The organism is Undibacterium sp. GW821-FHT11B02 (assembly GCF_058808955.1).
Genome location: NZ_JBXASD010000024.1, coordinates 28,896 through 48,457 on the forward strand (window position 1 = coordinate 28,896; position 19,562 = coordinate 48,457).

At 51.2% G+C, this 19,562-nt stretch carries 20 protein-coding genes; 16 read left to right on the forward strand and 4 right to left on the reverse strand.

From position 1 onward, the window contains the following. The first annotated feature begins 9 nt into the window (after positions 1–9). From AC1RVX_RS29640 to AC1RVX_RS29675, 8 genes are all read left to right on the forward strand, one after another. Positions 10–822, forward strand: coding sequence for a biotin--[acetyl-CoA-carboxylase] ligase (locus AC1RVX_RS29640; RefSeq protein WP_493220181.1), 813 nt, complete (start codon positions 10–12; stop codon positions 820–822). A 33-nt stretch (positions 823–855) separates the two neighbouring features. Beyond that, a complete protein-coding gene (locus tag AC1RVX_RS29645; protein WP_493220182.1) occupies positions 856–1,626 on the forward strand; it encodes a type III pantothenate kinase in 771 nt (256 codons plus the stop codon). A gap of 17 nt (positions 1,627–1,643) precedes the next feature. Then, a complete protein-coding gene (locus tag AC1RVX_RS29650; RefSeq protein ID WP_493220183.1) occupies positions 1,644–2,324 on the forward strand; it encodes an SPOR domain-containing protein in 681 nt (226 codons plus the stop codon). A gap of 105 nt (positions 2,325–2,429) precedes the next feature. Next, entirely contained in the window at positions 2,430–2,588 is a 159-nt protein-coding gene (locus AC1RVX_RS29655) for a hypothetical protein (protein WP_493220184.1), read from the forward strand. A 77-nt stretch (positions 2,589–2,665) separates the two neighbouring features. Next, complete coding sequence (locus AC1RVX_RS29660; protein WP_493220185.1) at positions 2,666–2,950, forward strand: hypothetical protein; 285 nt, start codon at positions 2,666–2,668, stop codon at positions 2,948–2,950. Positions 2,951–3,078: 128 nt separating this feature from the next. Beyond that, entirely contained in the window at positions 3,079–3,843 is a 765-nt protein-coding gene (locus tag AC1RVX_RS29665) for an IclR family transcriptional regulator (protein ID WP_493220186.1), read from the forward strand. 27 nt (positions 3,844–3,870) lie between these two features. Next, a complete protein-coding gene (gene hutG / locus AC1RVX_RS29670) occupies positions 3,871–4,686 on the forward strand; it encodes an N-formylglutamate deformylase (RefSeq protein WP_493220187.1) in 816 nt (271 codons plus the stop codon). Then, a complete protein-coding gene (locus AC1RVX_RS29675) occupies positions 4,683–6,044 on the forward strand; it encodes a formimidoylglutamate deiminase (protein ID WP_493220188.1) in 1,362 nt (453 codons plus the stop codon). The genes hutG and AC1RVX_RS29675 overlap by 4 nt, the downstream gene beginning before the upstream one ends. A gap of 66 nt (positions 6,045–6,110) precedes the next feature. Here the strand turns inward: AC1RVX_RS29675 and AC1RVX_RS29680 are convergent, their stop codons facing one another. Then, positions 6,111–7,166: a 3-deoxy-7-phosphoheptulonate synthase gene (locus AC1RVX_RS29680; protein ID WP_493220189.1), complete on the reverse strand. Its 1,056-nt coding sequence runs from the start codon at positions 7,164–7,166 to the stop codon at positions 6,111–6,113. Between the two features lie 215 nt (positions 7,167–7,381). Between AC1RVX_RS29680 and AC1RVX_RS29685 the strand changes: the two genes are divergently transcribed. From AC1RVX_RS29685 to AC1RVX_RS29695, 3 genes are all read left to right on the forward strand, one after another. After that, positions 7,382–8,134, forward strand: coding sequence for a phytanoyl-CoA dioxygenase family protein (locus AC1RVX_RS29685; protein WP_493220190.1), 753 nt, complete (start codon positions 7,382–7,384; stop codon positions 8,132–8,134). Between the two features lie 133 nt (positions 8,135–8,267). Next, the gene (locus AC1RVX_RS29690; RefSeq protein ID WP_493220191.1) at positions 8,268–8,810 is read left to right on the forward strand and encodes a TlpA family protein disulfide reductase; all 543 of its coding nucleotides are present in this window, start codon (positions 8,268–8,270) and stop codon (positions 8,808–8,810) included. 344 nt (positions 8,811–9,154) lie between these two features. Beyond that, entirely contained in the window at positions 9,155–9,877 is a 723-nt protein-coding gene (locus tag AC1RVX_RS29695; RefSeq protein WP_493220192.1) for a substrate-binding periplasmic protein, read from the forward strand. Between the two features lie 14 nt (positions 9,878–9,891). Here the strand turns inward: AC1RVX_RS29695 and lysA are convergent, their stop codons facing one another. Next, entirely contained in the window at positions 9,892–11,136 is a 1,245-nt protein-coding gene (gene lysA, locus AC1RVX_RS29700; RefSeq protein ID WP_493220193.1) for a diaminopimelate decarboxylase, read from the reverse strand. Between the two features lie 242 nt (positions 11,137–11,378). Between lysA and AC1RVX_RS29705 the strand changes: the two genes are divergently transcribed. The 3 genes from AC1RVX_RS29705 to AC1RVX_RS29715 all read left to right on the forward strand — a co-directional run bounded on the left by AC1RVX_RS29705 (position 11,379) and on the right by AC1RVX_RS29715 (position 13,401). Continuing rightward, a complete protein-coding gene (locus tag AC1RVX_RS29705) occupies positions 11,379–11,828 on the forward strand; it encodes an Lrp/AsnC family transcriptional regulator (protein WP_493220194.1) in 450 nt (149 codons plus the stop codon). 29 nt (positions 11,829–11,857) lie between these two features. Beyond that, the gene (locus tag AC1RVX_RS29710) at positions 11,858–12,649 is read left to right on the forward strand and encodes a transporter family protein (protein WP_493220195.1); all 792 of its coding nucleotides are present in this window, start codon (positions 11,858–11,860) and stop codon (positions 12,647–12,649) included. Between the two features lie 230 nt (positions 12,650–12,879). Then, positions 12,880–13,401 carry a TlpA family protein disulfide reductase gene (locus AC1RVX_RS29715; RefSeq protein WP_493220196.1) on the forward strand — a complete coding sequence of 174 codons (522 nt, stop codon included), beginning with the start codon at positions 12,880–12,882 and terminating at the stop codon, positions 13,399–13,401. On the opposite strand, the gene AC1RVX_RS29720 is transcribed toward AC1RVX_RS29715, so the two are convergent. After that, on the reverse strand, positions 13,402–13,947 hold the full coding sequence (locus tag AC1RVX_RS29720; protein ID WP_493220197.1) for an NADPH-dependent FMN reductase: 546 nt from the start codon (positions 13,945–13,947) through the stop codon (positions 13,402–13,404). Positions 13,948–14,149: 202 nt separating this feature from the next. On the opposite strand from AC1RVX_RS29720, the gene AC1RVX_RS29725 reads away from it, so the two are divergent. Next, the gene (locus AC1RVX_RS29725; RefSeq protein ID WP_493220198.1) at positions 14,150–14,881 is read left to right on the forward strand and encodes a flagellar brake protein; all 732 of its coding nucleotides are present in this window, start codon (positions 14,150–14,152) and stop codon (positions 14,879–14,881) included. Between the two features lie 3 nt (positions 14,882–14,884). Here the strand turns inward: AC1RVX_RS29725 and AC1RVX_RS29730 are convergent, their stop codons facing one another. Further along, a complete protein-coding gene (locus AC1RVX_RS29730) occupies positions 14,885–17,476 on the reverse strand; it encodes a cation-translocating P-type ATPase (protein WP_493220199.1) in 2,592 nt (863 codons plus the stop codon). Positions 17,477–17,650: 174 nt separating this feature from the next. Here AC1RVX_RS29730 and AC1RVX_RS29735 point away from each other — a divergent pair, with 174 nt between their 5' ends. After that, positions 17,651–19,522: a hypothetical protein gene (locus AC1RVX_RS29735; RefSeq protein WP_493220200.1), complete on the forward strand. Its 1,872-nt coding sequence runs from the start codon at positions 17,651–17,653 to the stop codon at positions 19,520–19,522. Positions 19,523–19,562 lie beyond the last annotated feature (40 nt).

The window sequence follows — 19,562 nt, forward strand, 5'->3', positions numbered from 1 at the left end:
GAATTGAACATGCAAGCAAATACCTCAACGAATCAGAACTTACAACTGAATGCAGCAGAAATTGAAAAACGCTGCGATGGGCCGGCACGCGAGGTCGATATCGAAGTCGTCGCCGAAACGGGTTCCACCAATGCTGACCTGATGGCCAGGTTGCCACAGTTGCAGCGCCCGGTATTGCGCATCGCCATGCACCAGACCGCAGGGCGTGGCCGTGCCGGACGCCCCTGGCTAACCGTACCCGGCGGCATGCTGACTTTTTCGTTAGCCTGGCATCTGCCACAGGCACCACAACATTTGCTTGGCTTACCACTGGCAATCGGCGTCGCCCTGGCGGAAACCCTGAATACACTCGGCCTGAGCGTACAGCTCAAATGGCCGAATGACATTCTGCGCGACGGTAAAAAGCTGGCTGGTATCTTGCTGGAATCTGCAGCCGCACAACATGGCGGTACCTGGATAGTCGCTGGTATAGGCTTGAACCTGCAAGTCTCCGACGCTTTGGAAGCCGAAGTCGGGCGGGCCATTGCCGATGCCCCATGGTTGGCCAGAATGGATAGAAATACCCTGGTCGCCAGTTTGCTGAATGCATTGGCAATGACGCTGGAACAGTTTGGCATTCAGGGATTTGGCAGCTTTTTACCGCGCTGGAATGCCTTGCACGCCCATGCCGGGCAAGCCGTTAACATACTCGATCACGGCCAGACATTACATACGGGTGTCGCCCTGGGGGTGGATCTGCATGGTTGCCTGGTCTTGCAGACCGCGCAAGGACAAGTTAATGTCATGGCGGGTGATGTATCACTGCGCCCCGCAACGACGTGATCAGCCAGGGCTGCAGAATAACAAGGGAAGCAGATGCAATTATTGATTGATGCCGGCAATACCCGTATCAAATGGGCTGTGCCAGTCGCTGATGTAACTCAGGCTGGACAAGCCCCAGTGTGGTTGCACAGCGGTTCCGTCAGCCATGCTGAGCTGGCTAATCTTGACAGCGCCTGGCGCGCCATGACTATCACCAGAGTACTGATCTCGAATGTGGCTGGTGCCGCCATCAGGGCCGAATTATCAGCCATCCTGCAGAACCTGCAGCCTGCTGCGGTAGTAAGCTGGTTTGCCTCCCAGGAGCAGGTTGCCGGCATCCACAATACCTATCGCAACCCGGCGCAACTGGGTTGTGACCGGCTGGCTTCCATGGCCGGTGCCCACTACCTGTTCCCGCAGCAGGATGTGGTGGTCGCTACCTGTGGAACTGCCACCACAGTCGATGCCGTAACCGCACAAGGGCAATTTCAGGGCGGCATGATCTTGCCCGGCCTTAAACTGATGGCAGAATCCCTGGCACGCAATACTGCGCAACTGCCAAAAGTGGCTGAATCCATCCGTCTTGCCAGCATTTTTGCCGATAATACCGATCAGGCCATCGTCAGCGGCTGCATCAGTGCCCAGGTTGGTGCTATCCGTCGGGCCGTCAGCGTACTGGAAGAGCGGCAAAAACAGGCAGTCACCTGTGTGATTTCTGGCGGTGCGGCTCCTTATTTACTCCCACATTTGGGCCTGTCTTACCAACATGTCGACAATCTGGTCTTGACGGGCCTGTTTGTCGTGGCACAATCAAGCCCGGACTGATTACTTCTCAAATTACCATGCTGCGATTCTTTTTCTGGAGCCTGCTGTTATTAAATGCCTTCCTGCTGGCGTTTAATCTGGGCTATTTGGGACACTGGTCACTCGACACTCATGAACCAGAACGTTTGAAGATGCAGCATCATGCAGACCAACTCAAACCCTTGTCTGCCACTGAAGCCCTGACACCAAGTGACACCACAACTGATAAAAAGCCGGATGTCATCGCCTGTCTGGAAGTGGGTAATTTCGTGCAGGCCGATATTCCCAAGATGGAAGAGAAATTGAAAGCCCTGGCGCTGGGGGAAAGGCAATCCCGTATCAACGTGGTGGATGTCGCCACTCACATGGTCTTTATTCCCTCACAAGGCAGTAAAGAAGGTGCCGATAAAAAAGCCAGTGAACTACGTCGCCTGGGTATCAGCGATTTCTACATCGTGCAAGATCAAAGCAATCTGCGCTGGGGTATTTCCCTCGGTGTATTCAAAACTGAAGAAGCGGCCAAACTGCACCTGAATAATCTTAACAACAAAGGCGTTCGCTCCGCCCGCATTGGCCCACGCACGGTCAGTACGAATAAATTCGCGTTCCAGTTAAGAGCTTTGACTGTAGAAGAAAAAGCCAAATATGACGCCATCAAGGCGGATTTCCCGGCACAGGAAAATCGTAATTGCCAGACGACGGCGTATAGCAAGAGTTAGGGTATGAGCAGTATTGAGACACTGGCGATATACTTCCTGTGCACAATGTGTGCGATAAACATCTACGTCAGTTACTGTATCTTGAGTAGCGATTATTATGGAGCCATGCAAAAAATTACCCAATTTCTCTTGATCTGGTTACTCCCTGTGCTGGGTAGCCTGTTTTGTTATTCGCTGGCTAAACCATCTGTGGGACGCAAAATCAGTTTAAGTGAGGATATTCCTGAATATCCTGGGGTTGGTTTGCACCGCCTGGATCATTGAGAAGTGGCTTATAGCGAATAAATGCATGTAACAAGAGCTTAGTTCTCCTTGCTGAAAACTCTGCTACCTTTATAAATATGGATATTCTCTTAGTTGTAACCGTCTGCATGGTCAGCCTTTTACTGGTTCTGAACTCGTACATTAGTTTTTTTGTTGTGAAGAGTGACTTTTACGAGCCTGCTCAAAAGTATGCACAATATGCGCTGATCTGGCTGCTTCCGGTTATCGGCGCATTACTGTGCTATATGTTTGTGCGGTCTGTTTCTGGCAGTTCTAGTGGCAACTATCCAGACAGCTACAGTGATGATGTCAGTTTGGTGAACAGCAATGACGGGTATGCAGGCCCTGTCCACGATGAATGATTGTGAATAAACCATCCCAATAGACGGGAAATTTTGTAAATATTTCTCGTCATTCGAGAATGAGTGCTTGATGTTTCTCACTCCAGTGCTAGCATGGAGGCTCCAGATTCTCATGTTCGCCCCTGTCCATGGCCTTCCAACGAAAAACTGATTTACCCCAAAGCGAACGCGTCTTGCAAGTGCTGGCTTGCGTCGCACGTCAGGGACAGCCCTTGTCCGTACGCGAGTTGGTAGAGCAAACCGGCTTGCCATTAAGCACCCTGTATCGCCAACTGGCACCTTTAAAAAAATGGGGGCTGGTGCAGGAACATGCGCAGACCGGCCTGTATGAACCTGGCCCGCTGGCGGTACAACTGGCACGGGGCTTTGACCAGCATTCGTGGCTGATGTCGGCTGCTCGTGAAGAAATGGCAGAGCTGGTACATAAATCTGGTGAAAGTGTGGGCTTGCTGGCCTACGTCAATGGCCAGGTCATTTGTCTGGACATGCAGGAAAGTCAGCAAGCCTTGCGCTGTTCGTTTGCCAAAGGGCGTGCCAGTTCGACAGTGCGTGGCGCATCGGCCAAGGCCCTACTGGCATTTTTGCCGCAGGCGGTACAAGACAGTTTGCTGGATCAGAATTTTCTTGAAAACCAGGATCATACGCAGCAGCGGCGTGAGGATTTACTGGCACAACTGCAAACCATACGCAGCCAGCGTTACGCCACCAGCGAAAATGAAGTTGACCTCGGTATCTGGGGTGTCAGCGCCCCCGTATTTTCTGGCAAAAACAGGCTGGAAGCCAGCTTGTCGCTGATGGCGCCAGTGCAACGCATACAAAATCGCAAGCAAGAACTCATCAACATGACTCTGGCGGCAGCCGACAGGCTCAGCCGCAAATTACAGTATCCCTGAAACAGGGAACAGGACACAGTAAACATCATGACTGCATACCATTTTCAACAGGGCAACGTGCCCTTACTGATTTCCATGCCCCATGCGGGCACCAGCATACCGGACGACATCGCCGCACAAATGCTGCCAGTCGCCCAGTTAAAAGCGGATACGGATTGGCACCTGCCCCTGCTCTACAACATGGCAGCAGAGTTGGGTGCATCGACCATTGCTGCGGAATATTCGCGCTATGTGATAGACCTGAACCGCTCGCCCGACAATGCCAACCTGTATCCGGGGCAGGATACGACAGGTTTGTGTCCGGTAGATACCTTTGCCAAGCAGCCTTTGTATGCACCAGAAAACCTGCCGACGGAAGCAGAAGTACAACGCCGCATCGGCGTTTACTGGCAGCCATATCATCAGCAATTGCAGCAAGAGCTACAGCGATTGTTGAGCTCGCATGGCAGTGTCGTGTTGTGGGATGCACATTCCATTGCATCAATGGTGCCACGCTTTTTCGAAGGCAAATTACCTGACCTGAATTTTGGTACTGCTGATCAGCAGTCCTGTGACCCAGGCTTGCAAACGGCTATCGCCAATAGTCTGCAAGATTCGGCAGATGCGAAAGCCTATTCCCATATATTCAATGGCCGTTTCAAAGGCGGTTTTATCACCCGCAAATATGGCCAGCCAGCACACCACATCCATGCAGTACAACTTGAAATGAGCCAGTGCATCTACATGAATGAAGCTGCGCCCTATGCCTACAGGGAAGACCTGGCTGCACAGGTACAACCCTTACTGAAGCAGTTGCTGCGAGCCTGCCTGGATTGGAACAAAACACAGGGGAGTACCGCATGAGCAGTTTGTTTGCTCACCATGCGTTGCTGCCGCAAGGCTGGGCCAGCAATGTCCGTTTGCACTGGAACAAAAATGGCGACCTGAGTCAGATTGAGCATGATGCTGCATTGCAGGCTAATGAACCACAGGCCCAATGGGTGCTGCCCGGCATGAGCAATCTGCATTCTCATGCCTTCCAGCGAGCCATGGCTGGCATGACGGAAATGGCGGGTGAAGGCAAAGACAGTTTCTGGACCTGGCGTGGCCTCATGTATCGCTATGCGCTGCATATCACGCCTGAACAAATTCAGGCTATTGCCGCGCAACTGTATGCAGAATGTCTGCGCAATGGCTATACCTCTGTCTGCGAATTCCATTACCTGCATCGTAATCAGGAAGGTCACTTCTATGCACGCCCTGCAGAGATGGCAGAGCGCGTGATAGCGGCGGCAGAACAGACCGGCATGGGTATCAGCATGTTGCCCGTGCTGTATAGCTACGCCGATTTTGGTGAACAGGCTTTGCGTCATGACCAGCGTCGCTTCTCTACCAATGTGGATGAGATCATACAGTTGATAGACGCAATGGAAGACAAGCGCAATGCCCAGGTTGAAGTCGGCGTGGCACCGCATTCCCTGCGTGCAGCCAGTATCAGCCAGATACGTGAACTGGTGGCTGCACTGCCCGCTACCCGCCCCATCCATATTCATATCGCTGAACAACAAAAAGAAGTCGATGCCTGCATTGCTTATTCAGGCAAACGCCCGGTAGAACTTTTGCTGGATAGCGGCTTGGTGAACGAACGCTGGTGCCTGGTGCATGCCACTCACCTGAACAAGGCAGAAGTGCAGGGCCTTGCTGACAGTGGTGCGGTGGCAGGCATTTGCACCACCACCGAAGGCAATCTCGGTGATGGTTTTTTTGACTTGCCAGATTACATCGCCGCCAGTGGCCGCTTTGGTATCGGTAGTGACAGCCATGTATCACAAAGCCCGGTAGAAGAATTGCGCTGGCTCGAATATGGTCAGCGCCTGCGCCTGCAAGGCCGCAATATCGCCAGCATGCCAGCGCAACGCAAGGTCGGTGATTTCTTATATCAAGCCGCTCTGCAGGGCGGAGCCCAGGCCAGTGGCCGCAAGCTGGGCCAACTGACGGTCGGCTATCGCGCCGACGTCGTGGTACTTGATAATGCACATCCGAATCTGGCCGGCATCGATAGTGCAGATGTACTCAATACCTGGATTTTTGCAGGCAATGATAATCTGGTGCGGGATGTGTATGTGGGTGGCCAGCAGGTGGTGCAGGATGGCAAACACCTGCGTCAGGCCGGGATACAGGCGGCTTATGGTGCATGCATGCGCAGCTTGCGTGCGCTGTAAGCTGCTTCAAATCATGAACAGGCGCACACGAAATGTTGCGCCTGTTTTAATTTGGACTACGCCAGATTATTGCTGACGCAATCTTGCTACCGCATCCAGCAACATCTTCTCTGTCGTATCCCAATCCACACAGGCATCAGTGACGGAGCAACCGTATTTGAGTTGTGACAAATCAGCAGGAATAGGCTGGTTGCCGGCGACGATGTTGGATTCAATCATGACGCCGACGATATCCTTGTTGCCATTGGCAATCTGGTTGATGACATCGGCCATAACCAGCGGTTGCAGTTCCGGTTTTTTGTAGCTGTTGGCGTGGGAACAATCGACCACAATATTCGCTGGCAGCTTGGCCTTGACCAGCGCTTGCTGGGCCATGGCGACCGATACAGTATCGTAATTCGGGCGGTCTCCGCCACCGCGCAAGACCACGTGGCCATATTGATTGCCGCTGGTACGCACGATGGAAACACGACCCTGGCCATTCAAACCCAGGAAGGAATGCGGATGCGATGCCGACAGAATCGCATTGATGGCAATGCTGATGTCGCCGTCAGTACCGTTTTTAAAGCCTACCGGTGTTGACAGGCCAGACGACATTTCACGATGCGTCTGTGATTCTGTCGTGCGGGCACCGATGGCGGTCCAGGCGATCAGGTCACCCAGGTATTGTGGAGAAATCGGGTCCAGCGCTTCGGTGCCGGTCGGCAGGCCCAGTTCACAGACATCCAGCAAAAACTGGCGTGCTTTTTCCATGCCTTCGTCGACGCGGAAAGAATCATCCATATACGGGTCATTGATATAACCCTTCCAGCCTGTGGTAGTACGCGGCTTTTCAAAATATACCCGCATCACCAGCAACATCACATCCTTGACTTCTTCCTGCAGTGCTTTCAGGCGGCGTGCATAATCCAGGCCGGCGACCGGGTCATGGATGGAGCAGGGGCCAACCACCACAAACAGGCGCTTGTCTTTGCGTTCCAGAATATTGCGCAGGCTTTCGCGGCTTTGTTCGACCACATCGCCCGCCAGATCACTGAGTGGCAGACGGGCATGTAATTCTTCCGGAGTAGGCATGTTCTCGAAAGAACTGACGTTGATGTTTTCCAGTACGGTATGTGTCATGGTGAGTAAATGGTAGTAGCGTTAAATTTGGCCTACATTATGACCTAATCCATGATTTTTATTGGAATTGGATAATCACAAATGCGCTTAAATAAGGGCAATCTGTTCTGTACTGGTATGACGCCTATCCCTTAAAATCAGAAATGCGCCATTCCGGTGCAGTATATAGATGCTGCTTGATAATGGCTGTTAACTATCGATATTGAAGAATGAGCATGTTAAGTATTGCGCAAAGACAAGAATTTGATACTCTGGGTTTTCTGGTTTTGCGGCAACAGGCCCCCGCTGGCCTGTGTGAAGACATTATTGCATTTGCCGAACAGCAACTGGCTGACGATGTTCAACCCATAGAATACGAAGCGGATACCCGTTATCCTGATGCACCTGCGTCGCGAGAAGCGGAAGGCGGCAACACTGCCAGGCGGCTGTTGCAGGCGTATGCGCGTGACCAGCGCCTGCAGCAATGGGCTGGCGGCAAGGCACTCAGTGAACCTTTGTTGCAGTTGTTGGGGCCGGGGGCGTTGATGTCACAGGCGCACCATAACTGCATCATGACCAAGCAGCCACAATATTCGACCGCAACCGGCTGGCACCGTGATAGCCGTTACTGGAACTTCCAGCGGGCAGAACTGGTGTCGGCATGGTTGGCACTGCGCAATGAAACGCTGGAAAATGGTTGCTTGCTGGTCATACCCGGCTCACACAAACTGGATATCGATGCCAGCCAGCTCGATGCCAAACAATTTTTACTGACTGACTTGCCACAAAACCAGGACTTGCTTGCTCGCGTTCAGGCAGTTCCCTTGCAGCAAGGGGATGTGTTGCTTTTTCATAGCAATTTATTCCACGCCGCTGGCAAAAACCAAACCGCTGCTACCAAGTTTGCCCTGGTATTTACTTACCGTGCAGCGGATAACTTGCCACTGCCTGGTACCAAGTCTGCATCTTTTCCAGAGGTTGAGATTTAATATAATCAATCTGAGCTATTATGAATTAACAGGCTTTAGTGGAAGTCATGTAAGGAATTGGCGCTCACACCGACTAATGGTGATACTGCGGTTCCCTCACTGCGCCACACTCAATTCATATCGGAGAAATACCATGTCCAGGCTCACCAAGCTCCTTGTCACCGGTTTATTGATGACCTTGCCCTTCATCAGCTCACTCAGTCAGGCTGCCACCAAGGAAGCGTTTCCTGCCAAGCCCATGCTGACTGGCACCATGCTCAATGGCAAACCGTTCAAACTCAATACCAGCAAAGGGGATGTGGTACTGGTAACGTTCTGGGCAACCTGGTGTCCGACTTGTCGTGCGGAAATGCCCACTTTTCGTAAATTTTATGAAACCAATAAGAAAGCTGGTTTCGAACTGGTGACAGTCAGCATTGACGATGCCATGTCGGATATTGATGACTATTCAAAACTGTCCACCTGGATGACTAAATCCAACCAGGCGTTTCCTTCCTTATGGCGTAATGCACCTAACTACAAAGACAATTTCGGTAAAGTCTTTGCTACCCCGACTGCCTTTTTGATCGGTCGTGATGGCAAGGTCATGGAATCATTCAAAGGTGCAATCAAGCCTGATCAATGGGCGCATATCAAGGCTGTCATTGATGCGGGCGCTCCATTGGTAAAAGGCTAATCACGATTTATCCTTTGAAGGGAACGCTCAAAATGACACAAACTTGTGTCATTTTTTTTGCCTGTGTGCCTACCTTGCTGTTATCAGGCTTGCCACTTTTCGGTATTAAAGTTACTATGCGGAAATAAATCGTTATCCGGATGACAAGTTCAGGCGCGGCTTTTGCTTGGTTATTTGAGGTTCTCCTGACTGCTCAAAAACAGTAATCGTGCGTGCAATGGATCAGTGGGATGGGTGGCTGCAATATTAACGGTATCGGTGAGCTTAATGAGGGTATTACAGACATGTCTGTTATAAGGCTTAAATACATGCCGGTATGCCGGCTGCTCCTGCTTTGCCTGTTCATGTGCACGTCATTGCACCATGCCAGTGCCAAAGATGTGGTTGTCCTGACGATAGACCCGGTGGACAATCGTGGTCAGCCCCTTCCCATGCAAAAGTTGAGTAAGTTCTTTGCCTTTATCGAGCACGACCAGGGTTTTAAAATACAACATGTACGTAATTCCTGGCCGCGTGCTCTGGTTGCCGCAGAAAATGGTGAAGGGGTGTTGTTTGGCGTCAGTAAAACCAGGGAAAGAGAAAGACTGTTTCATTTTTCAATGCCAGTGCATTCCAGATACATCTTCCTTGTCACCAGAAGTGACGCCCGTTTCAAGTTTAATTCTGTCGCTGACCTGAAAGGCAAAACCATAGGCATTCCACGCGGCATCAGCTTTGGTGATGACTTCGATGCCCTCAAGGATAATTTGTTTACCGTTGAACCGGACAATAATTCACCCCTGTCACGCATCTACAAATTGTTGTTTCGACGTATGGACGCTGGCGTCTTCAGTTCATTGCGCAGAAACCCCCGGTGGCTGGAGGCACGATTGCAAATACTGAGAGATGGACATGAGGACGGCATGCCGCCCATGAGCGATGTACAACTCAGCGTCTTGCCAAAACCGCTGCTGATAGACACTATGCACTTTGCCGTGCGGGCAGACAGGGATGACGGCATCATCAATAAATTCAATGCCGCCATCCTTAAAGCGAGAAAGGCTGGTTTGCTGGAAGATCTGCGCTAGGGCTATATCTCGGCTTAAAGGTTTTCCAGCGCAATCAATTCCTGCACAGTCTGGCGGCGACGTATTTGTCTGATGTGTTCACCGTCTACCAATACCTCAGGTATCAAGGGACGCGAATTGTAGTTTGATGACATGCTGGCCCCATAGGCACCGGCATCATGAAAAACAAACAGGTCGCCAATCTCGCAGGCCGGTAAATCCTGGGTGGTGACCACACCACCGTCTTCTTGCGTGAAGACATCGCCGGACTCACATAAAGGCCCGGCCACTACTGTCGGGCGCAGGGCAGTGGTGCGTGGCGTACCATCTGGCGCATGTGTCGTGATGCGGTGGAAGCTGCCATACATGGAAGGGCGCACCAGATCATTGAAGCCAGCATCGACCAGAGCAAAGAAATTGTTCCCCACCTGCTTTTGTGCACGCAGTTCAGAAATCAGGATGCCGGATTGTGCCACCAGAAAACGGCCAGGTTCAATTTCCATGCTGATCTTGTGGCCCAGCAGGGTTTCGATTTCCTTTCTGGCCTTGTCCCAGATTTCAAAATAATGCGCCGTATCCACTGCTGGCTCATCACCACGATAAGGGATGGACAAACCACCACCGATGGAAATCGCCTGCAAATCGCGCTTGCAGATTTTTACCTGGGCTATCATGGCATCACAGACACTTTGCAAATGGTCATAATCAACACCAGAGCCTATATGCATGTGCAGACCGACCAGCGTCAGGCCATATTGGTCAATGATGGCCAGTGCATGTTGCAATTCTTCATACCAGATACCGTGCTTGCTTTGCTCGCCACCAGTATTGGTCTTGCGGCTGTGGCCATGACCAAAGCCAGGGTTGATGCGTAGCCAGACTGCATGACCGGGATGGGCCTGTCCCAGTTGCTCCAACATTTGCGGTGAACCACAATTTACCGGGATATTCAAATCAACCACACGCTTCAAGGTGGCACGGTCCAGCAGATCGGCAGTAAATACGATAGGTGCATGCCCACCTGCAACGGCCTGGCTAGCGTAACCTGCTGCCAGCGCGCGTTCCACTTCACCCAGGGAGACTGAATCCACCATCACGCCTTCTTCACGCATCAGACGCAGCAGATGAATATTGCTGGATGCCTTCTGGGCAAAGCGGATGACGTCAAATTGTCGCAAGCGGGCAATTTGTGCTCTTATAATTGTGGCATCATATGCCCAGCATGGTGTCTGGAATTCATTGGCAATGCGGGCTAGCTGATTGGCGCTGATAGTTGTCATGTCAGTTTTCTTGGGCTTGATTAGTATTAGTTAGGACTTACACAAAATTGTCCCAGCAAGGCGTAGCGACGTAGACAGTACGAACAGTACGGCTAGGAGCTGCAACGCAGCTGGGGCGGTTTTGCGTAAGTCCTATTGGTGTAAGCTCTACTTTAACAAGTACAATTCACACTATGAATGGGATCCCATAAGGATTTTCTTCGCAATCCATGGATTTGATTCGAAAAGAACGTGAAATACCTATGAACTCAAAAATCGACCAGTTTGATCAGAAAATCCTGCAGTTATTACAACAGGATGCCCGTATTTCCCATGCTGAAATTGGTCGCCAGATTCATCTCAGCCAGCCAGCTGTGTCTGAACGCATCAAACGGCTGGAAGCGGCACAGGTCATCCGCGCCTATCGGGCAGATATTAATCCCAAGGCGCTGGGTTATCAAATTACCGCCATGATCAGGCTGTCCACACGGCAGGGGCGACCTTATGCCCAGTATGTTGCCAATTGCCCGGAAATTATAGATTGTTATACTGTCACCGGTGAAGACGGTGCCGTCATGCGTGTGCTGGCCAGTGATGTGGAACATCTGCAACGCATCATCAATGAACTGAATGTGTTTGGCTCCACCTCAACCGCCATCGTGCTGACTACCCATGTCGCGGGCAAGCCCATTACTGTACCTGTGACAGATTAAAATTACGTTTTATTAGCTGGAAGGATCTCATGCAAAAACAAATCAATTTCCCTTTGGCCCTGATAGCGGCCCTGGTATTGCAGGTAACTAGCGCCACTGCTTATGCTGAAGACGCAGAAACCGCAGACAATGCCATTACCCCTTATCGTCCATCGGTATCCAATTCCGCCCAGTTGCCAGTAGCGGGCCAGTTGGAGCTGGAAATGGGTATCGACGCATCACGCACCGATGCGGCGCGCAGCTATAACCTGCCCTACCTGTTCAAGCTGGCTTTTTCCAAGGAGTGGGGCGTCTTGCTGGGTGGTTCTGCTCACGTCATCAACGATGATGGCGCAGGTCAGCGTGATCAGGGTTTTGGTGACACTTCCCTCATCATCAAACGTGCTTTTATCATTAGTGATGAGACTGCTCTGGGACTTGAATTCGGCAATAAATTCCCGACAGCGCGCCAGCCATTGGGTTCAGGCAAGTCTGACTGGACCGTCAACGGTATCGTGAGTCAGGATTTGGGCAAGTTCCATGTCGATGTCAACCTCAATACAACCCATCTCGGCGCTGCAGATGCCGGTACGTCACACTGGCAAAACGGCTTATCAAGCTCTGTGTCGACAGAATTGGTCGATAAATGGGGCCTGACTGCTGAATGGGCAGGTTGGCGACAGGCTGGTACCAAGAATCAGGGGCAAGTATTGTTTGCCCTTACCTATAGCCCCAACAAACGCATGACGCTGGATGCGGGACTCACCAAGGGCTTGACCAGTGCATCTCAGGATTGGTCATGGTTTGCGGGAATGGTGATACCAATCGCCAAGCTTTGGTAAGGCGGTTCTAGCCTTATTTGATCGGGAATAAGCCGCGCGTGATTAATCCTTCTGCACAAACCTGCTTTGTGCAGAAGCCTTATAATTAGGACTTACGCAAAACCGCCCCAGCTGCGTTGCAGCTCCTAGCCGTACTAAAGTACTGTCTTCGTCGCTGACGCCTTGCTGGGACAATTTTGCGTAAGTCCCGATAACGTCGTTGTCTGTTCGTCTTTAGCTTTGGAAGTCATATGCTTGCACCTTCGTCACCCCGCAAATTTGCCTTGTTTTCTGTCATTGCCGTCGTGGCATTGGCGGTTCTGGGTTTCCTGTTTTATCAATCGCTGGGCAGCAAGCAAGCCATGCCGGATGTCAGCTTTACCAATCTCAAGGGTGAAAAGATCTCGGCCCAAAGCTTGCGTGGCAAGGTTGTCATGGTGAATTTTTGGGCGACTTCATGCAGCACATGCGTGGCAGAAATGCCAAAAATGATAGAGACTTATAACAAGTACAATAAACAAGGACTGGAATTTGTAGCTGTGGCGATGAGCTATGACCGTGCCGATTACGTACTCAACTATACAGAAACCAGGAAACTGCCTTTCAATGTAGCGCTGGATGTGCAGGGCAAGCTGGCGCAGTCATTTGGCGATGTTAAATTAACACCCACCACCTATGTCATCGACAAACAGGGCAATATCCTGAAACGCTATGTTGGTGAACCATCGTTTGCCGAATTGCATAGCCTGCTGGAAAAAGCCCTGGCTGCCTGATCAGCACAATTCTGCCTTATTTGCTTGCTGCTGCCAGTGGTCATGGGCGGCAGCCAGCACCATCTGTAATTGGGGCGCAATCGTCGCATGTTTGACTATCCCATCTTCATCCAGCCCTGCACCTATCACCGCTACACATACCGATGCTGCCTCTATGATATGGGCGGACATCACTGTCAATATTTCCCTTAAAGACGCGTCGGCATGTATTGCCCGGGGGGATGCATTCAACACCATCACCGGCTTGTTCACAAACGTGTCGCTGCTAACTGTCCAGTCCAGTGCATTTTTCATCACTCCGGTAATGCCATGTGCATATTCCGGGCTGGCGATCAGCACGACATCCGCATCTGAAATTTCCTGCTTAAAGTTCACCACGCTGGCGGGCGGACAGGCATCCAGGTCAGGATTGAACAGTGGCAATTCAGCCATGCTGGTACATGTTTGTATCGCTATGCCTGCTGGTGCCAGGCGCGTGATGGCACGTATCAGCATGGCATTGAGTGAAGCTGCACGCAGGCTGCCGCATATGGCCAATATTTTCATTCGGGATTTTTCAGGCTCAAACTCCTATTATGAATTAATTTGAGCATTGCTGTTTTGACCTCTGGTTTACATCAATTGATATACGTCAAAATGCAACGTCCTGTAAAAAAAGAGTGCTACGGGCCATTTTGCCGCTATTCTTTAATTGACTGACAAGCGCTGGCAGTTTATTTTCTAGCCGGATCATATAAAAGGTAAATAGATGTCGGCGTCTTATAGCGATGATGAAATAGAAGACAAGTTTTTCTTGCTTGGGCAAAGAGAGATACTGGGGGCATTGAATGACCTGGCGCACCGGCGCGAGCCAGTGACCGTGTATTTTAATGATGGTCAGCAGTTCATCGTCACCATGATTTTGTCTGCCAGATCTGATGGACTGGTGTTTGATATCGGCGGCGACGCCCGCTCCAACAAGTTATTGGAAAAAGCCAGGACTTGTGTTTTTCTGGCCTTACCGGATGGCATACGCGTGCAGTTTTCTGGCACTGATCCGCAACGCTTTGCATGGGGTGATCAGGATGCCTTCTGGGTACCAATTCCCACGCGTATTATCCGCATGCAACGCCGTGAATATTTTCGCAATCAACTTCCCATAGTTGATCCACTGATGGTCAAACTGTTTGATGATCAGGGGCATATGACGGCAAACTGGCCGATTTACGACCTCAGTGTTGGTGGCCTTAGCGTGCAATTGAATGGCCCGCCTGAATTCAAACTACAGGACCGTATTGCAAAAATGCTGATTGTGCTGGGTGCCAGAAACGTCGTCCATTGTGAGGGGGTAGTGCGCCATATCACGCCATTGGACCGCAGCAAGACAGGCAAGCACCGCATTGGTTTCAGTTTCCAAAAACTGCCACACAGCATGGATGTGGCGATTCAAAAACATATCAATCAGCTTGAGTACGAAAGACACAAGCTGGAAGTAAAGTAAATTTTATACCCGTATCAAGCCAGCAGCTTTGACTGCCGCAATCAAGCCTATACATAGCAGAGCAGTAGCGGCACTCAAGCATAATTGCATGAGCGGCAGGCTGCCGAAATAAAACAGTTGCGTCAGTGCTGGCACAAACAATCCCAACGATAAGATCAGCAAGGCAGATGCCACTACCCACCATAACACCGGATTGGGCAGACCCAGATTGCGTAACGAGCTGGTCGACAAACTGCGGTTAATAAAAATCAGTCCCAGGTTACCAAGTACCATGGTGGTAAACGCCATGGTGCGTGCCTGGTTGGTATCAAGCCCCTGACTGCGGGCCACATAAAACATGCCCACAACAGCAGCCAGCAGTGTCAGTCCCTGCAATAATCCTTTCCATAGGATCTGAGGGGCGAAAATACTTGCATTTTGCTTGCGTGGTGGTCGTCGCATCACATTATCTTCTTCCTGCTCCGCTTCAAAAACCAGTGAACAGGTAGGGTCGATAATCAATTGCAGCACCAGAATATGTACAGGCATCAGTACCACCGGCCATCCCATCAATACCGGGATAAACGACATGCCTATCACAGGGATATGCACTGCCACAATAAAGGCGATAGTCTTTCTCAGATTATCAAAAATCCGGCGCCCCAGTCGTATTGCTGCCACGATGGCGGCGAAATCATCATCCAGCAACACCATGGCAGCAGATTCGCGCGCGACATCGGTGCCGCGTTTACCCATGGCGATGCCAATATGTGCTGATTTCAGGGCCGGTGCATCATTAACACCGTCACCTGTCATCGCGACGATCTCGCCAGATGCCTTCAGGGCATTCACCAGCCGCAGTTTTTGTTCAGGTGTGACACGACAAAAGATCGATACTTCACGTATGCGTTGCTGTAACTGCGCCTCATCCATGGCGAGCAATTCGCTACCGGTGATGGCTCCACCTGTTGATATCAGACCACATTGCGCTGCTATATTTTTTGCCGTGGCCGGATAATCGCCGGTAATCATCACCACCCTGATACCTGCCGTCTGACATTCACGGATGGCTTCTGGTACACCTGGTCGTATCGGGTCTGCCAGGGCAATCAGGCCCATTAACTGGAATTCAAAATCATGCTGGATAGGCGGCAGATTTTCGGGTAACTCTTCGGCTGATACAGCGGTAGCCGCAATCGGTATTTGCGACGGGCGAAAGGTCGCCCTCGCTACACCCAGCACGCGCAGCCCCTGTTCCGCCATCAGGTTTACCTGGCGCATCAGGTCTTGCATTTGTGCCGTTGGTAAATGACATAAATCAGCGATGGCTTCTGGCGCGCCCTTGGCAGCAATGATGTATTGCTCTTTATCTTCGGACGCCCACACGCGTGACATCGCCAGCAGTTCTTTTGACAGTGGGTATTCATCAATCAAGCCCCAGCTACCATGCAAGTGTTCAGTCTTACCCAGCTTGCTTTGTCCCGTAGATTGTATTGCTACCTCCATAGGATCAAACGGCTCGCGATGGCTGGCCAGAATCGCGTATTCCAGCACCTCATGGCAATCTTCTGGCAAGTCAATACTGCCATCACTGCATTCAAATACTTTACCTGATGCGAACAACTGCACGACCGTCATCTTGTTTTGCGTCAGTGTCCCGGTTTTATCCACGCACAGTACCGTTGTTGCACCCAGTGTTTCTATCACCGGTATGCGGCGTGTCAGTACCCGTTGTTTGGCAATGCGCCAGGCACCTATACCCAAAAACAACGTCAATACCACTGGCAATTCTTCCGGGATCAGTGCCATCGCAAAAGTGAGACCGACCAACACACCCGCCAGCCATTCACCACGGCTAAAACCAAACCACAGCGCCAGCAGTACTGCAAGCGCCAGACTACCCAGGGCCACATATTTCACCACTTTGGCAGTTTCCGTTTGTACACGTGTAGGTGCAATATCAACCGATTGCAATGCCCGGCCTATGCCACCAAAGGCCGTGCCCGCGCCTGTCGCCAATACCGTCGCGGTACCCTTGCCCTGTACCACCATGCTACCGGCAAAGACGAAGCATGCTTCATCACCACCAGCAGCCCCCATTACATCCGGCAAGATGTCGGCTGCCGTTTTGCTGACAGCAACGGATTCACCTGTCAACAGTGATTCATCCACCGTCATGTTCAGGCAGGACAACAGAACAGTGTCGGCAGGGACACGATCGCCTTCGGCCAGCAACAGGACATCGCCTGGCACGACATCGCGTCCTGGCACAGATTGCGGCTGACCATCACGCAACACCAATGCCTTTGGGTTGGACAGATCACGCAGGGCCTCTAAAGCTCTTTCAGTTTTTTGTTCCTGAAAAAAAGTGATGCCGATAATGACAAACACAAAAGCCAGCAAGACCAGGGCTTCGTGTACATCACCAAGAAAAAAATAGATGCCCCCGCAGGCGATCAGCAGCAGCAACATTGGTTCGCTGAGCACTTTCCCGGCAATATTCCAGCTGTTGACAGGTTTGGAAGAGGGTAATTCATTCGCCCCAACTGCCAGCAGTCGTTGCCTTGCTTCCGCTGCCGTCAGTCCACTGATTGTGCTCGCTTCTGTCATCGCCATGTTGAGTTTGTCGGAGGGAAGGATTGAAAAAAAACTCTTCAAAGATAATTTATAGCAAATTGCGCCACAGAAGTCACAAACGCAAGCTGGCATGATGTACATCAGCTTGTCACGCTATGGAAAGCTGGTGAAAACACTGCTAAAGTAGTTGCAATAATGTCCGGGGGAAATATCATGATGATGACAATAGAGCAAGTGCGTGAGGAAGTCGACAAAGCTTTGCACGACGAAGCCGATTTTGACGACACCATGGAATTGCTGGCAATGTATATTGCGGCCAACCCGGATGAAGCCGAATTTTTGCGCATGCGCATACCGTTGTTTGACGCTGCTTATGATCACGTGGCCGCCTGGAAAGATAGAAAGTCCCTGTCGGTATTACAACCCGAAGACATTGATAATCAGCTAGCCATGCTGGCACGCCAACACCGGTCTGCACTCTGGATTGCCAGTGATGCTTTCGCCGACAGAATGCATGCCCTGTCGCCAGACGAAGAGGAAGACAACGAAGACGGCGAACATGATGACGCTGATGACAGCGCTCATGAAGAAGAGTTTGACTCCGCAGATGAACCGTTAGATCCTGAACTTGAAGCTGCACTTGACGCAGTACAGGCAGAAGCTGACACCTACGCCGATGCACTGCAGAACGAAGCTATCGAAGGCTTCCTGCAAATGATGAAAAGCCATGCCATTGATGCCGCCACTGCACGCAAGATACTGGCAGCATGGGCAGATTCCAGTATCTGGAACCCGTGGCAGCATTACACCCTGATATTGCAAGCGCTGACCGCACACCCGCATGATGCCGGTTTTAAAAAAGAAAAGGCCAGCCTGCTCGCTTCACTGACTGATGCCGTGGAAGAGGACAGTACCAAAACACCGATTGGTTATTTTGAACACATGATAGCCGGCCGTCATCATGCCTTAACGGTTTATCACGCCATCGCCGCCATTGATGAAGTGGATGGATTGGATGATGACCCCACCTTGCTGACACGTCAGGCACAGTTGTTAAAAAAACTGGATGATTATCCCGCTGCTGCCGCTTGCCTAAGGCGCGCTGCCAAAGCGTATGAGGCGGCCCTGCAAAGCGCCAGCGAAGATCAGCGCGAAGACTTGCAATCCAATCTGGAAGAGGTATTGCGCGATGCTACAGCTTGTGAAGCAGGGCGCGAAGCCGTATACGCCGCCCATTTCGCCGAACTGGAAACATCCATGGCGCGCCTGGACGACATGCCCAGTGTATTTAAAGGTCGTGCCGATGCCATCAATGCCATGGCCGGTCCGTTGGCAGAACTTAAATCTTCTGTTGCCGAATGGCAGGCAGCAAGCAGCACCGTGCCGCTTGAACCAGACGAAGAAGAAAAACAAAAATTAATAGGTATCGCCGTCAAAATAGCCAATTCCAGCATGAGCCTGGTCAGTTGGGATCAAATCGATATCCTGCCTATGGAATTGGCAGACTTTACAGAAGAAATGTCTCCCTGGTTTGACGAGATGGAGGCCATATTAAGCAAAACCAGCCTGCAGTTTTTATCCTGGTTTCAAAACATGTCCAACGTAGCTGCCCTGAAACGCGAAGCACCTGGTCAATGCTGGCTGGCACCTGCGCATGACTTTGCATTGACTATCGAAGCCGCTGGCAAGGCACGTCTGAAACGTTGCCTGACCATGTTCAATGATGGCAGCCTGATGTTGACCTCAGATAGCCGTGGCAGCACTTACTATGTCAGTGGCCCGCATGTGCACAGCTTCGGCGTATTCAAATCCACACCTGTGACTGATATGCTAGCCCTGCACCATGCCCGCGTGCAGGCGCATCTGGCAAGCCAGCCCGGCATCGGTATCAAACCCATGGATAGTCTGGACAGTGTAGAGGAATTTGAAAACCAGCTACGCAGGCATGGCCGCGAATTCCGTCTCGCCAACGGCATGACAGACCCGGAAATACGTGGCATGAATGTCAAGTTCAATGAATTCTATGCACATGAACTGAAGCGGGAAGTGGCCGAACGTATAGCCGTGCTGAAATCAGCCCATTAGTGGAAATTGGCGGATAAAGATGTAGAAAAATATTTCTAGA

Bases quoted from the DNA above. Each gene is read 5' to 3' on its own strand.
- AC1RVX_RS29665 (WP_493220186.1), top strand. From the start codon at position 3,079: ATGGCCTTCCAACGAAAAACTGATTTACCCCAAAGCGAACGCGTCTTG.
- AC1RVX_RS29705 (WP_493220194.1), top strand. From the start codon at position 11,379: ATGAACTCAAAAATCGACCAGTTTGATCAGAAAATCCTGCAGTTATTA.
- AC1RVX_RS29690 (WP_493220191.1), top strand. From the start codon at position 8,268: ATGTCCAGGCTCACCAAGCTCCTTGTCACCGGTTTATTGATGACCTTG.
- AC1RVX_RS29685 (WP_493220190.1), top strand. From the start codon at position 7,382: ATGTTAAGTATTGCGCAAAGACAAGAATTTGATACTCTGGGTTTTCTG.
- AC1RVX_RS29660 (WP_493220185.1), top strand. From the start codon at position 2,666: ATGGATATTCTCTTAGTTGTAACCGTCTGCATGGTCAGCCTTTTACTG.
- AC1RVX_RS29725 (WP_493220198.1), top strand. From the start codon at position 14,150: ATGTCGGCGTCTTATAGCGATGATGAAATAGAAGACAAGTTTTTCTTG.
- AC1RVX_RS29710 (WP_493220195.1), top strand. From the start codon at position 11,858: ATGCAAAAACAAATCAATTTCCCTTTGGCCCTGATAGCGGCCCTGGTA.
- AC1RVX_RS29715 (WP_493220196.1), top strand. From the start codon at position 12,880: ATGCTTGCACCTTCGTCACCCCGCAAATTTGCCTTGTTTTCTGTCATT.
- AC1RVX_RS29730 (WP_493220199.1), bottom strand. From the start codon at position 17,476: ATGGCGATGACAGAAGCGAGCACAATCAGTGGACTGACGGCAGCGGAA.
- AC1RVX_RS29735 (WP_493220200.1), top strand. From the start codon at position 17,651: ATGATGATGACAATAGAGCAAGTGCGTGAGGAAGTCGACAAAGCTTTG.
- hutG (WP_493220187.1), top strand. From the start codon at position 3,871: ATGACTGCATACCATTTTCAACAGGGCAACGTGCCCTTACTGATTTCC.
- AC1RVX_RS29695 (WP_493220192.1), top strand. From the start codon at position 9,155: ATGTGCACGTCATTGCACCATGCCAGTGCCAAAGATGTGGTTGTCCTG.
- AC1RVX_RS29680 (WP_493220189.1), bottom strand. From the start codon at position 7,166: ATGACACATACCGTACTGGAAAACATCAACGTCAGTTCTTTCGAGAAC.
- AC1RVX_RS29640 (WP_493220181.1), top strand. From the start codon at position 10: ATGCAAGCAAATACCTCAACGAATCAGAACTTACAACTGAATGCAGCA.
- AC1RVX_RS29645 (WP_493220182.1), top strand. From the start codon at position 856: ATGCAATTATTGATTGATGCCGGCAATACCCGTATCAAATGGGCTGTG.
- lysA (WP_493220193.1), bottom strand. From the start codon at position 11,136: ATGACAACTATCAGCGCCAATCAGCTAGCCCGCATTGCCAATGAATTC.
- AC1RVX_RS29650 (WP_493220183.1), top strand. From the start codon at position 1,644: ATGCTGCGATTCTTTTTCTGGAGCCTGCTGTTATTAAATGCCTTCCTG.
- AC1RVX_RS29655 (WP_493220184.1), top strand. From the start codon at position 2,430: ATGCAAAAAATTACCCAATTTCTCTTGATCTGGTTACTCCCTGTGCTG.
- AC1RVX_RS29720 (WP_493220197.1), bottom strand. From the start codon at position 13,947: ATGAAAATATTGGCCATATGCGGCAGCCTGCGTGCAGCTTCACTCAAT.
- AC1RVX_RS29675 (WP_493220188.1), top strand. From the start codon at position 4,683: ATGAGCAGTTTGTTTGCTCACCATGCGTTGCTGCCGCAAGGCTGGGCC.